Origin of the sequence: Nocardia sp. CA-136227 (genome assembly GCF_050955695.1) — a bacterium.
Lineage (GTDB): Bacteria > Actinomycetota > Actinomycetes > Mycobacteriales > Mycobacteriaceae > Nocardia.
Window position 1 is genome coordinate 324,286 of record NZ_CP192081.1, and the last position, 15,700, is coordinate 339,985.

The 15,700-nt window shown below is 70.3% G+C and carries 10 protein-coding genes; 6 read left to right on the forward strand and 4 right to left on the reverse strand.

All coding sequences use genetic code 11. From position 1 onward, the window contains the following. Positions 1–139: 139 nt before the first annotated feature. Complete coding sequence (locus ACQP06_RS01450; protein WP_433669918.1) at positions 140–781, reverse strand: hypothetical protein; 642 nt, start codon at positions 779–781, stop codon at positions 140–142. Between the two features lie 16 nt (positions 782–797). Then, a complete protein-coding gene (locus tag ACQP06_RS01455) occupies positions 798–1,004 on the reverse strand; it encodes a hypothetical protein (protein WP_357275413.1) in 207 nt (68 codons plus the stop codon). A gap of 129 nt (positions 1,005–1,133) precedes the next feature. On the opposite strand from ACQP06_RS01455, the gene ACQP06_RS01460 reads away from it, so the two are divergent. The 5 genes from ACQP06_RS01460 to ACQP06_RS01480 all read left to right on the forward strand — a co-directional run bounded on the left by ACQP06_RS01460 (position 1,134) and on the right by ACQP06_RS01480 (position 12,413). Continuing rightward, positions 1,134–4,517, forward strand: a complete 3,384-nt coding sequence (locus ACQP06_RS01460) for a DUF2126 domain-containing protein (protein WP_433669920.1) — start codon at positions 1,134–1,136, stop codon at positions 4,515–4,517. A gap of 23 nt (positions 4,518–4,540) precedes the next feature. Beyond that, the gene (locus ACQP06_RS01465) at positions 4,541–7,435 is read left to right on the forward strand and encodes a circularly permuted type 2 ATP-grasp protein (protein WP_433669922.1); all 2,895 of its coding nucleotides are present in this window, start codon (positions 4,541–4,543) and stop codon (positions 7,433–7,435) included. Continuing rightward, positions 7,435–8,373: a transglutaminase family protein gene (locus ACQP06_RS01470; RefSeq protein ID WP_433669924.1), complete on the forward strand. Its 939-nt coding sequence runs from the start codon at positions 7,435–7,437 to the stop codon at positions 8,371–8,373. The genes ACQP06_RS01465 and ACQP06_RS01470 overlap by 1 nt, the downstream gene beginning before the upstream one ends. 199 nt (positions 8,374–8,572) lie before the next feature. After that, positions 8,573–10,375, forward strand: a complete 1,803-nt coding sequence (gene leuA, locus ACQP06_RS01475; RefSeq protein WP_433669926.1) for a 2-isopropylmalate synthase — start codon at positions 8,573–8,575, stop codon at positions 10,373–10,375. A 250-nt stretch (positions 10,376–10,625) separates the two neighbouring features. Further along, positions 10,626–12,413 (forward strand): MinD/ParA family ATP-binding protein, encoded by a 1,788-nt coding sequence (locus ACQP06_RS01480; RefSeq protein ID WP_433669928.1) that lies wholly within the window; start codon positions 10,626–10,628, stop codon positions 12,411–12,413. Positions 12,414–12,496: 83 nt separating this feature from the next. Here ACQP06_RS01480 and ACQP06_RS01485 read toward each other — a convergent pair whose 3' ends face one another. Continuing rightward, positions 12,497–13,486, reverse strand: coding sequence for an LLM class F420-dependent oxidoreductase (locus tag ACQP06_RS01485; protein ID WP_433669929.1), 990 nt, complete (start codon positions 13,484–13,486; stop codon positions 12,497–12,499). Between the two features lie 74 nt (positions 13,487–13,560). Then, entirely contained in the window at positions 13,561–14,454 is an 894-nt protein-coding gene (locus ACQP06_RS01490; RefSeq protein ID WP_433673205.1) for a LysR family transcriptional regulator, read from the reverse strand. 114 nt (positions 14,455–14,568) lie between these two features. On the opposite strand from ACQP06_RS01490, the gene ACQP06_RS01495 reads away from it, so the two are divergent. Beyond that, the gene (locus ACQP06_RS01495; RefSeq protein WP_433669931.1) at positions 14,569–15,546 is read left to right on the forward strand and encodes an EamA family transporter; all 978 of its coding nucleotides are present in this window, start codon (positions 14,569–14,571) and stop codon (positions 15,544–15,546) included. The last annotated feature ends 154 nt before the right edge of the window (positions 15,547–15,700 follow it).

A 15,700-nucleotide genomic window follows, 5' to 3' on the forward strand; every position in this document is an offset into this window, starting at 1 on the left:
CTTTCGCTCCTCGCCTCGGTGATAATGCGTCGACCTGGAACACCGCGTGCAATTAGCGAAATGCTAGCTTTCCGTCCCGCCCCCGCCGCACATTGTGGGGGGTCGGAAACGGAAATTGAAATCTTCCCGTTATTTCCGGTCAGAACGTTAGACGCTGCCAGTCCAGGGCATCGAATCCCGAACGATCTCCGGTCGCCCAGCCCCAGATGAGGTCGGCGACAATTCGCGGATCGTTCGCGGTGGCGGCGAAATGCTTGTCCGGCGACCCATCCCGGTATTCGACGTCGTAATGCCCATCCGGGTGGCGATAGGTCTGGATATAGATCTGATCGGCGGTTTCCGCGATCAGATACGGACCGGGCTGACCCAGTTCCGGAATCCACAGGTCCACCAGTTGTTTTGTCAGGTAAGGAAATTCGCCGGCCCCGCCGTGGGTGACCGCGGCGGCCACCGATCCGGCCGGATCCGCCAGCCACGACAGCTGCGGATCCCACACCGCGTACCCGCGCGGCGTGCCCAGCTCGAACAGCAGTGAGCGGGTGTGCCCGATGGCGTCGTACTGGGTGGACACGAACAGCGCGTCACCGAGCACGCCGTCGGCGGCGGGCGTGCCCAGGAAGCTGTCGACCTCGGGCAGCTCCGCATTGCGTTTGTCCAGCTCGGCCGCGATCTCGGTGATCGCCGCACCGGCCGGGCGGCCCTCCTGCCCGGTCAGGTGGTCGTCCACCTCGGCGGGGGAGGACGCGACGCCGGAGGGCAGCAGAACGAGGTCGTAGCTCACCCGGCCAGGCTAGTGGCTAGCCCGCGCGGGTCCGCCGCCCGGTCTCCGCGCAGGCGCAGCCGCCCGCCGCGTCGCCGCAGTCGGCCACGAACAGGTGCCGGGCCCGGTCGGTGTCGAAGCATTCGGATTCGGTGCATTCCACCGGACCCGCGGCGTGCACGATCAGCGTCCCGTGACAGTGATCGAGGGCCGATTCGCAAAGTGAGCAACCCGCAGGATGCACCGCAACCTCCTTCAGCCGTTCCTATGGTGATAACACTCGCCACCGACAAGCGCGGGAGGACACCGCGTGTCGTCCGAACTGTCGGAAAAACTTGCGCGTGCCGGGGGTCCGCCGTGGTGAACTGGACGGATGGGGATCAAGGTTTCCCTCGAACACCGCACCACCTATTCCTTCGACCGCCCCGTGCGCGTCCACCCGCACGTGGTCCGGCTACGCCCCGCCCCGCACACCCGCACCGCCATCGAGGCGTACTCGATGCGGGTGACGCCGGGAAACCACTGGGTGAACTGGCAACAGGACGCGTTCGGGAACTTCCTGGCGCGCTTGGTCTTCCACGAACCGACGCCGGAACTGTCCATCGTGGTCGGGCTGATCGCCGACATGGACGCCATCAATCCGTTCGACTTCTTCGTCGAGGACCGGTCCGAGCACTTCCCGTTCGAGTACTCCCCGCAACTGGCCGCCGACCTGGAGGCATACCTGCGGCCGGTCGCCGAAGGTGAAAATGACACGGGGCCAGGCGGTCTCGTACGCGACTGGGTGCGCCGCCACGCCCCGCGCGACCGGCCCCGCACCATCGAATTCCTGATCGCCGTGAATCAGGCGCTGCGCCAGGACGTCGCGTACACGATCCGCATGGAGCCGGGCGTGCAGACGCCCGGCCACACCCTGCGCGCCGGCCTGGGCTCCTGCCGCGACTCGGCCTGGCTGCTGGTCTCCATCCTGCGCGAATTCGGCCTGGCCGCCCGGTTCGTCTCCGGCTACCTCATCCAATTGGCCCAGGACGTCCCATCTCTGGACGGCCCCTCCGGCCCGCCCGCCGACTTCACCGACCTGCACGCCTGGACCGAGGTGTACATCCCCGGCGCGGGCTGGGTCGGCCTGGACCCCACCTCCGGACTCTTCGCCGGAGAGGGCCACATTCCCTTGGCGGCCACCCCGCACCCGGTGTCCTCGGCCCCCATCACCGGCGCCACCGACCCGGTCACCGCCACCCTCGACTTCTCCAACACGGTCCGCCGCATCCACGAGGACCCACGGGTCACCCTGCCCTACACCGATTCCCAATGGCAGCGCATCCGCGCCGCCGGAGCCGCGGTCGACGCCCGCACCGCCGCTGCCGGAATCGATCTCACCATCGGCGGCGAACCCACCTTCGTCTCCGTCGACGACCAGACCGCCCCCGAATGGACCACCGAGGCCGACGGCCCCGCCAAACGCGAACGCGCCACCGATCTCGCCGACCGCCTCCGCCGCATCTACGCCCCCACCGGCCTGATCCAGTACCGCCAGGGCAAGTGGTATCCCGGAGAACCCTTGCCGCGCTGGGAAATCGCCCTCACCTGGCGTGACGACGATGAACCCCTCTGGAGCCACCTCGACCTCCTGACGCACCCTTCCCCGGCGGACGCCGAAGCGCCGGGCCCTACCGACGCCCGGGACGCACGTGCGCTGATCAGCCACATCGCCCGGGGTCTGGGACTGCCGGACAGTCAGGTCCGCCCCGCTTTCGAGGACCCGCTGCGCCGGATGGCGGCGAAAGTCGCCGCGCCGTCCGGGGATCCGGTCGGTGCGGAGGAGGATCTCGTGCCGAGCCGGGATTCGGCGCGGGCCCGCCGCGAGCTGATGGAACGCCTCGACACCGCGGTCGGCGAGCCCGTGGCCTGCGTGCTGTCGCTGTACCGCCGCGCCGACGAGGCGGGCTGGGCGAGCGCGGACTGGCGGCTGCGGCGCGGCCGGATCATGTTGACCGAGGGCGATTCTCCGGCCGGATTGCGGCTGCCCCTGGGATCGGTCACCTGGAACGCGCCGCCGCCGCGCGCGGAGGCGGATCCGTTCGCGCCCCGCAAGCCCTTCGCGCCCGGCGAGCCCGCGGCCGTGGTCGAGTCCGCCGAGCGGGCGCCCATCTCCGCGCTGGTCGCCGAGATCCGCGACGGACAGTTGTACGTCTTCCTGCCGCCGATCGCGGAATTCGGGGCGTTCTGCGATCTCGTCCGCCGGGTCGAGGACGCGGCGGTGGCGGTGGGCGTGCCGATCGTGCTCGAGGGGTATCCGCCGCCGGTGGACGACCGGCTGCACACGCTGTCGCTGGCTCCGGATCCGGGCGTGCTCGAGGTGAATGTGCAGCCCACCACCGGGTTCGGTGAGCAGTCGCGGCTGCTGGAGAACCTGTACGAGCAGGCGCGGCTGGCACGGTTGAGCACCGAGGCGTTCGATGTGGACGGCACCGATCGGGGAACCGGGGGCGGCAATCACATCACGCTGGGTGGGCGGACACCCGCACGGTCGCCCTTGCTGCGCAGACCGGATCTGCTGGTGTCGATGCTCACCTATTGGCAGCGGCATCCGGCGCTGTCGTATCTGTTCTCCGGCCGGTTCATCGGGCCGACGTCGCAGGCGCCGCGGGTGGACGAGGGGCGCGAGGACACGCTCTACGAGTTGGAGATCGCGTTCGCCGAGATCGCGCGGTTGAGCCGGGCCGCGGCGGGCGACGATTCCGAGGAGTCCGTCGCGCCGCCGTGGGCGGTGGACCGGGCTCTGCGGCATCTGCTCACCGATCTCACCGGCAATACCCATCGCGCCGAGTTCTGTGTGGACAAGCTCTACAGTCCGGATTCGGCGCGCGGCCGACTGGGACTGGTGGAGTTGCGCGGCTTCGAGATGCCGCCGCATTTCCGGATGGCCATGGTGCAGTCGCTGCTGGTGCGGGCGCTGGTGCTGCGGTTCTGGGAGCATCCGTACACGGCCCCGCTCATCCGGCACGGCGCGAATCTGCACGGACGCTATCTGCTGCCGCATTTCCTGCAGGCCGATATCGCCGATGTCGCGGCCGATCTGCGCGCGCACGGTATCGAATTCGAGACCAGCTGGCTCGATCCGTTCTCGGAGTTTCGTTTTCCCCGCTTCGGCACGGTGGTACTCGGGGATATGGAAGTGGAACTGCGCGGCGCGATCGAACCGTGGAACACCCTGGGTGAACAGACCACCGCGTCCGGGACCGCCCGGTACGTGGACTCGTCGGTGGAGCGGCTGCAGGTGCGGGTCACCGGCGCCGACCGGGACCGATACGTGGTGACCTGCAACGGCTTCCCGCTGCCGCTGGTCCCGGCCGGGCGCGCGGACGTACAGGTGGCGGGTGTGCGGTATCGCGCCTGGCAGCCGCCGGAATCCCTGCACCCCACCATCACCGTGGACGCGCCCCTGGTCTTCGACGTGATCGACCTGGAGACCGGACTGTCGCGCGGCGGCTGCACCTATCACGTGAGTCATCCCGGCGGCATGTTCTACGCCGGGCCGCCGGTGAACGCGATGGTGGCGCAATCGCGGCGCAACCGGCGCTTCGAATCCACCGGGCACACTCCGGGTCCGGTCGATCTCGCCGATGTGCGTGCCAAAATGGCCATACAGGCGACGGACGTGGGCGCGCCCGGAATACTCGATCTGCGCCGGGCGCGGACCGTGTGGGGCACGGCCGGCGGTCCGCGGGCCCACCCGAACGTCGGCGATCGATAGGCATACCCGGGGAAGTGGTTGCGGTGACAGTGCTCGACGCGGTGCCGCCCGGAGACGCCACGCCGGGAGAACCCGACCGGTGGACCGCCCTGGCCGCGCGCCGGGAGGTGCTCGAGGAATTCGCGAACTACCGCGCCGCCGCGGCCGACACCGGCGCGCGCGACGCCTGCGGCCTCGCCACCGGCGGCTACTACGACGAACTCGCCGACCGGGACGGCCGCCTGCGCGGCATGTGGGCCGACCTGTCCGCCGACGTCCTGGACCAGGGCCGGGAAGGGCTGCGGCGCATCGACACCCGGGTCCGGCGGCTGGTCGAGGACGACGGCATCACCTACACCGAACTGACCCCGTCCGCGGAACCCGCAGCCCCCTCGCCGTGGCGGCTGGACCCGATCCCGCTGCTGCTCTCCGACACCGAATGGGCGGCCCTGGAATCCGGTGTGGTGCAACGCTCCCGGCTGCTCGACGCCGTGCTCGCCGACGTCTACGGCCCGCGCCGCACCCTCACCGAGGGCCTGCTGCCGCCGCAGCTGGTCTTCGCCAACCGGGGGTATGTCCGTGCCGCGCATGGCATCTCGCTGCCGGGACGGCATCAGCTGTTCCTGCACGCCTGCGATGTGAGCCGCTGGAGCGACGGCGGCTTCCGGGTGCTGGCCGACTGGGCGCAGGCCCCGTCCGGCGCGGGCTACGCGCTGGCCGACCGCCGCGTCGTGTCCGCCGCCATCCCCGAGGCGTTCGAACTGGCCAGCCCGCGCCCGCTCACCCCGTTCGTGCGGGCCATGCGGCTGATGCTCATCGAGGCCGCGCCCCGCGCCGCCGACGAGGACCCCGTGGTCGTGGTGCTGAGCCCCGGCGTGCATTCCGAAACCGCCTTCGATCAGGCGTATCTGGCGTCGGTGCTGGGCTTCCCGCTGGTCGAGAGCGCCGACCTGGTGGTCCGGGAGGGCCGTCTGTGGATGCGATCGCTGGGCACCCTGAAACGGGTCGACGTGGTGCTGCGCCGGGTGGACGCCGAATTCTCCGATCCGCTGGACCTGCGCGCGGATTCGCGGCTGGGCGTGGTCGGGCTGGTGGAGGTGCTGCGTCGCGGCGCGGTCACAGTCGTCAACACCCTGGGCAGCGGGCTGCTGGAGAATCCGGGGCTGGCCCCGTTCCTGCCCCGGCTGTCCCGGCGACTGCTGGACGAGGAGCTCACCCTGCCCGGCGTCGAATCCTATTGGGGCGGAGATGATTCCGAACGCTCCCACCTGACCGCCAATCTGCACCGGCTGGTCCTGCGCTCCACCGTCGACGGCTCCACCGTCTTCGGACCGGTCCTCACCGCCGCCCAGCGTGCGCGGTGGCGGGCCCGGGTGGAGGCCGAGGGCTGGAAATGGGTGGGGCAGGAACCCGCCCGTTTCTCCGTCGCGCCGGCGGTGGACGGCTCGGGCGGACTGGTCGCCGCACCCGTCGCGGTCCGGCTGTTCTCGCTGGCCGGTCGGGTCGGATACCGCGTCATGCAGGGCGGATTGGGGCAACTGCATCAGCGCGGGGGTCCCGACGGCATGGTGGGGGAGGCCGCCGCCAAGGACGTCTGGGTGCGCGCCACGCCGGCCGAGGTTCCGGCCGTGCCCGCGGTCGACGTGCCGGAGGAGCGCGAACGCCTGGTGGTGGCCGTCGCCCCCGTCGATGTGGTCAGCTCGCCGCGCGTCCTCGACGATCTGTTCTGGCTGGGCCGCTACGGCGAACGCGCGGAGGTCACCGTGCGTCTGCTCGCCGCCATCCACGACCGGCACCAGGACTACCGCTATCGGCCCTGGATGGAGGGGGCGGAAGCCATGCCGATCCTGATGGACGCGCTGGCCCGCATGACCGGAACCGCGCTGCCCGCGCCGACCCGGGGCGTCGTCAAACCGGTACCGGTGCACGAGGATTCGACCGACCGCTCCGGCAGGCGGCGTCCCGGGGTGTCGCCGTCGCGAGCGCGCCCGGGGACGTCATCGAGATCCGCCGCGCAGCCCGGACCGGCTTATCCCGGACAGTCGCAGTCCCTGCCCGAGCCCGTGGGCGCCGCGCAGATCTCCCGTCGCCGCGAGTACTCCGACGAACCGACCGTCCCGATCGCTCTGCCCGGCGCCTCCCGCCGCGATCACGACTACCTGGTCTCGCTCACCGTCGACCGCGATGTCACCGGTTCGGTCGCCTTCTCCGTGGAGCGCTACGCCAAGGCCGCCCGCGCCGTCCGTGATCAACTCTCGCCCGACACCTGGATGGTGCTCGGCTCCCTGGACCGCGCCCTGTCGGAATACCGTGACGCACTGGGCGATCGGGGCGCGGCCCTGTCCGCCGTGCACTCGCGCGCCCTGTCCGCGCTGCTGTCGCTGACCGGCATCGACGCCGAGTCCACGGTGCGCGACACCGGCTGGCACGTCATGGACATCGGCCGCCGCCTGGAACGCGCCCTCGCGCTGGCGGCGCTCATGAGTTCCGCGCTCACCGGCGACCATCCGCCCGAGGCCGGGCGAGTGATCACCGACGCCGTCCTCCAGGCCACCGTCTCCGCGGTGAGTTACCGCCGCCGCCACCGCGATTCGGTGCGCATCGCCGCCGTGGCGGGCCTGCTGCTGTTCGACGAGCACAATCCGCGGTCGCTGGCCTACCAGCTGCAACGCCTGGACGACGACTTCCAGGCGCTGCCCGGCGCCTCCGGATCCGCCCGCCCGCAACGACTGCTGGCCGACGCTCAGCGCATGCTGCGCCGCGTCGATCCGGCCGGCCTGGAGGCGGTCGACGCCGAGGGCCGCCGCGCCGAGCTGGCCGACCTGCTCGACGGCGTCCACCTGCGGCTGCGCAAGCTCTCCGAGTCCTTCGAGGCGACCCGGCTGTCGGTGCCCTCGGAGATCCAGCCGCTCTGGGGCACCGCCCGGGTGGTGGGCTGATGCGCCGCTACCGGGTGCTGCACCGCACCGTCTACGAGTACTCCGACGTGGTCAGCAGTTCCTATGGCCGCGCGTATCTCACCCCGCGCGAGTTCCCGGGTCAGCGCCTGCTCGCCCATGACACGCGCGTGGACCCGGTGCCGTCGGACCGGTCGGTCGGCGCGGACGTGTACGGCAACACCACCCTCTATTTCCATGTCACCGCCGGCCACCGCCGCCTCGAGGTCACCGGCGAATCCCTGGTCGAGGTCGCCCCGCCCGCCGTCCCCGCCGCGCAACCGCCCTGGGAGCAGGCCCGCCCCGGCGCCGGGAACGGCCCGCTCGCGGTCGAATTCACCCTCGACCTGACCCCACCCGAGATCACCCCCGAGATCGCCGCCTACGCCGCCGAATCCTTCCCGCCCGGCCGCCCCCTGCTGGAAGCGGTCCGGGAACTGACCACCCGTATCCACACCGACTTCGCCTACGAATCCGGCTCCACCACGGTCAGCACCAGCGTCGCCGACGTCTTCGCCGAACGTCACGGCGTCTGCCAGGACTTCGCCCGCCTCGGCATCGCCTGCCTGCGCTCCCAGGGCCTGGCCGCCCGCTACGTCTCCGGCTACCTCTCCACCGACCCGCCCCCGGGCAAGGAACGGATGGTCGGCGCCGACGCCACCCACGCCTGGGCCGACGTCTGGCTGCCCGGCGGTGCCGGCCGGTGGATCGGCTTCGACCCGACCAACGACCAGTTCGCCGACGACCGCTATGTCACCGTCGCCTGGGGCCGTGACTACGCCGACGTCCCCCCGCTGCGCGGCATCATCTACACCGACGCCCGCGAATCGACCATCACCGTCTCCGTCGACGTCGCCCCCATCCCGCCCGATACCGCCCCTATCGCGCCCGACACGGCCCCTATCTCTCCTGATGTCGGCCCGGCCCCGGCCCCGGAGTGACACACTCGACGATGTGGCCCCCGCCTCCCCGACTTCCAGGCGTCTATCGCGCCCCTGTAAACTCGTGACCATCATGCAGCGGGCACTTCTCCTCGGCCGCCGCGACGGGGTCTGATTCGGACCGGCTCCCGCCGCGGGGATCTGCCGTGCCGGTCTACCCAATAACTGGGATCCAGCCACACCTCGGAGATAAATCGCCATGTCACCCGCTGATGCTTTCGTTTCCGGTACGCGCATCATCACCGCGCCGTCCAAGCCCGCGCCCGCTGACCAGCCGGCCTGGAACAAGCAGAAGAACTCCTCCATGCCGGTATTCCGGTACCGGCCGTTCGCCGAGGAGGTCGAGCCCGTCGAGCTGCCCGACCGCACCTGGCCGGACAAGATCATCGACCGCGCGCCGGGCTGGTGTGCCGTCGACCTGCGCGACGGCAACCAGGCCCTGATCGACCCGATGAGCCCCGCCCGCAAGCGTCGCATGTTCGACCTGCTGGTGCGCATGGGTTACAAGGAGATCGAGGTCGGCTTCCCGTCCGCCTCGCAGACCGACTTCGACTTCGTCCGCGAGATCATCGAGGACGGCGCGGTACCGGACGACGTCACCATCCAGGTGCTGACCCAGTCCCGCCCGGAGCTGATCGAGCGCACCTTCGAGGCCTGCGCCGGCGCCCCGAACGTGATCGTCCACTTCTACAACTCGACCTCGATCCTGCAGCGCCGCGTGGTCTTCCGCGCGGACCGGGACGCGGTCAAGAAGATCGCCACCGACGCGGCCGCGCTGTGCCTGGAGGTGGAGAAGCGGTACCCGGACACCAACTGGCGCTACGAGTACAGCCCCGAGTCCTACACCGGCACCGAGCTGGACTACGCGCGTGAGGTCTGCGACGCGGTCTCCGAGATCATCGCGCCGACCCCCGAGAAGCCGCTGATCATCAACCTGCCCGCGACCGTGGAGATGGCGACGCCCAACGTCTACGCCGACTCCATCGAGTGGATGCACCGCAACCTGGCCCGCCGCGACTCCATCCTGCTGTCGCTGCACCCGCACAACGACCGCGGCACCGCCGTGGCCGCCGCCGAACTGGGCTACCAGGCCGGCGCCGACCGCATCGAGGGCTGCCTGTTCGGCAACGGCGAGCGCACCGGCAACGTCTGCCTGGTCACGCTGGGCATGAACATGTTCTCCCGTGGCGTGGACCCGCAGATCGACTTCTCGAACATCGACGAGATCCGCCGCACGGTCGAGTACTGCAACCAGCTGCCCGTCGCCGAGCGCCACCCCTACGGCGGCGACCTGGTCTACACCGCCTTCTCCGGTTCGCACCAGGACGCCATCAACAAGGGCCTGGACGCCATGAAGGCCGCCGCCGACGCGCAGGGCGCGGACGTCGACGACATCGTGTGGGAGGTTCCGTACCTGCCCATCGACCCGAAGGACGTCGGCCGCACCTACGAGGCCGTGATCCGGGTGAACTCGCAGTCCGGCAAGGGCGGCGTCGCCTACATCATGAAGACCGATCACGGGCTGGTGCTGCCGCGCCGCCTGCAGATCGAGTTCTCACAGGCCGTGCAGCGGATCACCGACGGCGAGGGCGGCGAGGTCACCCCGAAGGAGATGTGGGACGTCTTCTCCGAGGAGTACCTGACCCCGATCCTGCCGCTGGAGCGCATGCGCCAGAAGGTGACCGCGTCCGAGACCGACGGCGGCGTCGACCACATCGAGGCCGTGGTCAAGGTCGAAGGTGTCGAGCACGCCATCGCCGGTGAGGGCAACGGCCCGCTGGCCGCCTTCATCGACGCGCTGGCCACCATCGACTACGACGTGCGGGTGCTGGACTACAGCGAGCACGCCATGTCCTCCGGCGACGACGCCCAGGCCGCGGCCTACGTCGAATGCGCCATCGGCGATCAGGTCACGTGGGGCGTCGGCATCGCCACCTCGATCACGACCGCCTCGCTGCGCGCGGTGGTCTCGGCGGTCAACCGCGCTGCCCGTAAGGCCTGACAACGCGCCCCGATCGTCGCGAACGCAACGCCTGATTTCGTGACGATCGGGGTAACTCACCGGGTACGTCCACAATGGTTTGGGCACCCAACGCAGGCACGCATGCAGGAGTGTCGGCGGCTCTCGGTTGTGCGCCGAAGTCGCGGGGAGGCGGTATTGCCTCGCCGCGTCCGGGCGGGTCAACAATGCTAGCGTTGGGTCGCAATAGCGCCGAGCTCTCTGTTCGAGCTGTCGAGCAGATGGGGGACACGTGACTACGAAAGATCAGAATTCGACCGCGAAGCCGATCGTGGCGGAGGACGTCGAAGACATCCTCGACGAGGTGGAAGCGGGCGGGCCCGCCGAGTCGAAGGAATCCGATTCCGAGGAGCAGGCGGCCGGATTCTTTCCGCCGGTACCGGATTCGATCGACCAGACCGTGGTGTATCCCGGCAATGGCGGACCGTTCCCGGGACCCCAGGGGCCCGACGGCCACAATCCCTTCGCGGCCGACGGCCACAATCCGTTCGCGCCGGGCGGGCCCGGACCGTACGGCCCGCCGGGATTCCCACCCGCGGGCGGCTTTCCGCCGCCGGATGCCGGGCAGTTCGCCCCGCCGCCGAATCCCGGTGTGCCGGGCGGTTTTCCGCCGATCGGCGAAGTGCGCGAGCAGACGCCCTACGGCGAGGTCCGGCAGGAGATCGGCAGCGACGGCATGGTGCGCCGGGTGTTTCCCGAGCAGCAGCCGGGTGAACCGATGGAGCCGGGCCACTTCGGCGGTCCCGGACAGCCCGGGCAGTTCGCGCCCTCCAACGACCAGCCGGGCGGGCCGATCTACAGCTGGTCGCCACCCCCGGCCGCACCGCCGCAGCAGCCGCAGCCCCAGGTCGGTTTCCAGCCGGGCTGGAATGCCCAGCAGCAGCAGGGGATTCCGCCGCAGCCGGGCTCGTTCGGGCAGCAGTACGGTCAGCAGCCGCCGCCCGGACATTCGGTCAATGACCTCAATCTCTTGAAGCGGGCCCGGCGCGCGCCGGGCAGCGGCTGGCGGCGCGCCGTGCACAAGGCGTCCGGCGGTGTCATCAATCCGGGCGAGTCCGCCGCGGACGTGGTGTACCGGCAGCTGGTGGACCGGGTGAACCAGCCGGTGCGCGGGGACTACCGGATCGCCATCCTGTCGCTCAAGGGCGGCGTCGGAAAGACCACCACCACTGTCGGTTTGGGCTCCACCTTCGCGTCGCTACGCGGTGACCGGGTGATCGCCATCGACGCCAACCCCGACCTCGGGACGCTCGCGCACCGGGTGCCGCGGCAGACCCGCTCCACGGTGCGAAACCTGCTGGAGGACGGGCACATCAGCCGGTACTCCGATGTGCGGGCCCACACCTCGCAGGCCCCGAGCCGGCTGGAAGTGCTGGCCTCCGAACAGGATCCGGCCGTGTCGGAGGCGTTCTCGGAGGCGGACTACCGCAAGGCCATCGGCATCCTGCAGCAGTTCTACAACATCATCCTGACCGACTGCGGTACCGGTCTGATGCACTCGGCCATGTCCGGCGTGCTGGATATGGCGAGCTCGCTGGTGCTGGTCACCTCGCCGGCCATCGACGGCGCGCGCAGCGCCTCGGCCACCCTGGACTGGCTCGACCACCACGGCTACCACAAGCTGGTGGAGCGAACCGTGGTGGTGGTCAACGCCTCTCGCAAGGGCTCCTCGACGGTGGACCTGGACCAGCTGCGCAAGCTGTTCCTGGACCGCACCCGGGCCGTGCAGGTCGTCCCGTTCGACGACCACCTGGCCGAGGGCGCGGAGATCGACCTCGAACTGGTCGGCAAGCCCACCCGCCGGGCGCTGCTGGAGCTGGCCGCCATGGTGGCCGACGACTTCGGCTATCAGGCTGCCGCGCAAGGTTTCCCGCCCCAGCAGGGCGGCTTCCCGCCGCAGGGTGGATTCCCGCCGCCCCAGGGCGGTATGCCCCCGCAGCAAGGCGGTATGCCCCCGCAGCAGGGTGGGATGCCGCCGCAGGGTGGCTTCCAGCCGGGCGGGTTCCCGCCGCAGGGCTGAGCCCCCGGCCGGATCCGATGAACGAAAAACCCCGCGGTTCAACAGAACCGCGGGGTTTCGTCTGTCCGGCGCCGGGCGGCGATTCAGCCCTGGACCAGGGGCGAGAGCGCGCGCCCGGCCAGTTCGACCGTGCCCGCCTCGTGCCCGTTGGTGACCAGGTTGACGATGATGCCGTCGATGCCGTGATCGAGGACCCGCGACTGGATCTGCTCGGCCACTTCGTCCGGGGTGCCGACGAATTGGCGGTCGGCGGGGGAGTTGCGCAGCGCCTCGGTGGGCAGCGCGCCCAGGTCGGTGATGCCGATGCGGGCCAGCATCTCGGCCTGGGTCTTGCGGGCGCGGTCGCCGTCCTCGTCGACGATGACGAAGGCCAGGAAGCTGGTCTCCAGGGTCTTCGGGTCGCGGCCCGCCTCGTCCAGGCGCGCGTGCAGGGCGTCCAGCTTGCGGGGCAGCTCGGAGGCGTTGCAGATGATGTTGAGATGGTCGGCGAAGCGGGCCGCCAGCCCGAAGGTCTTCTTCTCGCCGCCGCCGCCCAGCAGGATCGGCAGGTCGTCGCGCACCCGTGGCTCGTTCATGGCGTTCTTCGTCCGGTACCACTTGCCGTCGAAGGTGGAGTGCTCGCCGCGCAGCATCGGCGTGATGATCTCGAGGGCCTCCTCGAGCTTCTCGAAGCGCTCGGTGAAGGTGCCGAAGTCGAAGCCGTAGGCCTGGTGCTCGAGCTCGAACCAGCCCGCGCCGATGCCGAGCACGGCCCGCCCCCGGCTCACCACGTCCAGGGTGGTGACGGTCTTGGCGGTGAGCGCCGGGTTGCGGTAGGTGTTGCCGGTCACCAAGGCGGACAACTGGATTCGCTCGGTCGAGGCCGCGAGGCCGGACAGCGCGGTGTACGCCTCCAGCATCGGTTCCTCGGGCGCTCCGAGGAGCGGCAACTGGTAGAAGTGGTCCATCACGAAGGCCGCGTCGAAGCCCGCCGCCTCGGCCTCGCGCGCCTGCGCCACCACCGCCGGGAAGAGGTCCCGGGGCGCGACCCCGTAGCTGAAGTTCGGCATCTGATACCCGAGTCGAATGCTCATGAGCGCCACGGTAGGACTTGGAGCGCACTCCAAGTCAACCGCTGAAATTCCAACCCCGTCGCCCCGGCGTGGGGTCAGGTGGTGGCGTGGCGGGCGGCGGCCTGGAAGGCGGCGATCACCATGGCGACGGCGGGCCGCTTCTCGGCGTGCGGGCGGGTGGCCAGATCGTAGACGCGGGCGGCGCGCACCCCGGCCAGGCGCAGCATCACCAGGTGCGGGTGGCGGACCGCGTAGCGGGGCATGAGGGCGACGCCGTACCCGGTGGCCACCAGGGCCTCGATCACGCTGAACTCGTTGAGCCGCTGGGCGATCCGCGGTTGCACGCCGGTCACGGTGGCGATGGAGCGCAGCACGTCGTCGACCGGGAAGCCGGTGCGCACGCTGATCCAGGTCTCGTCGGCGAGTTCCGCGGGCACCACCGCGCCCTGCCGCGCCAGCCGGTGGTCGGGTGCGACTACGACGTCGATGGGCTCCCGCATCAGCACCCGCGACGCCACCCGCGGCCCGGTGAGCGACGGCGCGCGCTCGTCGCGGTGGGTCAGCACCACGTCGTAATCGGCCAGCAAGCGCGGCACCTCGCTGGGCGGCACGTCCTCGTCGCTGGCCATCACGTCGACGCCGCCGCCCGTCAGTTCGGCCAGCACGTGCGGCAGCAGCAGCGCGGCCCCGGACGGGAAGAGCGCCACCCGGACCCGTCCGCGCGGCGATCCCCGGTACTCGGCCATCTCGGTGACCGCGCGTTCCATGGCCGCGAGCACCTCGTCCGCGCGCACCACCAGCGCCCGCCCGGCGTCGGTGAGCCGCACCCGCCGGCCGTCCGGCTCGAGCAGCGCCACCCCGGCCTCGCGGGCCAGCACCTTCAGTTGCTGCGAGACGGCGGACGGCGTCATGGACAGGGCTTCGGCGACCGCGGCAACTGTTCCGCGATCGGCCAGTTCCCGCAGCACCCGCAGCCGTTCGAGCGACATCAGCGGCCCGTCGGCGCGGGGCGGTTCGGGGGTCGGCACAATTAAGTTCTACTACATCGTGAGTGCAGAATTATTCGATTGTCCTTACTTATTAGCGCCAGCAATATTCTCGGCATGACCAATCGCGATCGCCTGCTCGGACTCGCCGTCGTGGTGCTGTGGGGCCTGAACTTCCTCGCCATCCACGTCGGGCTGGAGCACTTCCCGCCGTTCTTCTTCGCGGGACTGCGGTTCGCCGTCATCGCGATTCCGGTGCTGTTGTTCGTGCCGCGGCCCCGGGTGGCGTGGAAGTGGTTGCTGCTCTACGGGATCGGGTTCGGGATCCTGCAGTTCGCCTTCCTGTTCACCGCCCTGCGGACGGGGATGCCGACCGGGCTGTCCTCGCTGGTGCTGCAGTCGTCCGCGCCGTTCACGGTGCTGCTGGGCGCGGTGTTCCTGCGGGAACGGCTGCGCGGGGTCCAGTTGGCGGGGATCGCGGTGGCCATGGCGGGCATGGCGGTGATCGGCTGGGATCGGGCGCATCACGCGGCCCTGGTGCCCCTGCTGCTGACGCTGCTGGGCGGCTTGGGCTGGGCCTTCGGCAATATCGGGTCCCGGCTGGCCGCGGCCTCGTCGGCGGACGTGAATCCGCTGCACCTCACGCTGTGGATGGCCGTGGTCCCGCCGATCCCCATGTTCGCGCTGTCCGCGCTCACCGAGGGGCCGAGCACCGGCTGGAACGACCTGATCGCGTCGTTCTCGGCGACCGGATGGCCCGCCTTCGCCGCCCTGGCCTACATCGTGGCGCTGGGCACCATCGCGGGTTCGGGCCTGTGGACCTATCTGATGAGCCGCTATCCGGCGAGCACGGTGGCCCCGCTGTCGCTGGCCGTGCCGGTGGTGGGGATCGCCGCCTCGTGGGCCTTCCTGCACGAGTCGCCCTCGGCATTGTCGCTGGTCGGGGCGGTGATCGTGATCGTGGGCGCGTTCACCGCGACCTCGGCGGGCCGCCGGGTCCCGGCGGTCGAGGTGGAGGCCGCCACGCCCGGGCAAATTCGACACGCCCAGCCGACACACCGCCAAATTCAGGACCCCACGCTCGTCGAGGCCTAGCTGAGCAGTCCGGTTTGTTGCTGTTCGACCGAATTACGGACCTTCGGGATGAAAATTTCCACCCCAACCGACCATCTGTCTGCGACAGCTCCATAGGATGCTGACCAGGCGTGGGAGGTAACGGGTATGGCAGGACAGCGTTTGTCCGTCACGC

Coding starts and splice junctions, on each gene's coding strand:
- ACQP06_RS01460 (WP_433669920.1), top strand. CDS start 1,134: ATGGGGATCAAGGTTTCCCTCGAACACCGCACCACCTATTCCTTCGAC.
- ACQP06_RS01470 (WP_433669924.1), top strand. CDS start 7,435: ATGCGCCGCTACCGGGTGCTGCACCGCACCGTCTACGAGTACTCCGAC.
- leuA (WP_433669926.1), top strand. CDS start 8,573: ATGTCACCCGCTGATGCTTTCGTTTCCGGTACGCGCATCATCACCGCG.
- ACQP06_RS01485 (WP_433669929.1), bottom strand. CDS start 13,486: ATGAGCATTCGACTCGGGTATCAGATGCCGAACTTCAGCTACGGGGTC.
- ACQP06_RS01490 (WP_433673205.1), bottom strand. CDS start 14,454: ATGTCGCTCGAACGGCTGCGGGTGCTGCGGGAACTGGCCGATCGCGGA.
- ACQP06_RS01495 (WP_433669931.1), top strand. CDS start 14,569: ATGACCAATCGCGATCGCCTGCTCGGACTCGCCGTCGTGGTGCTGTGG.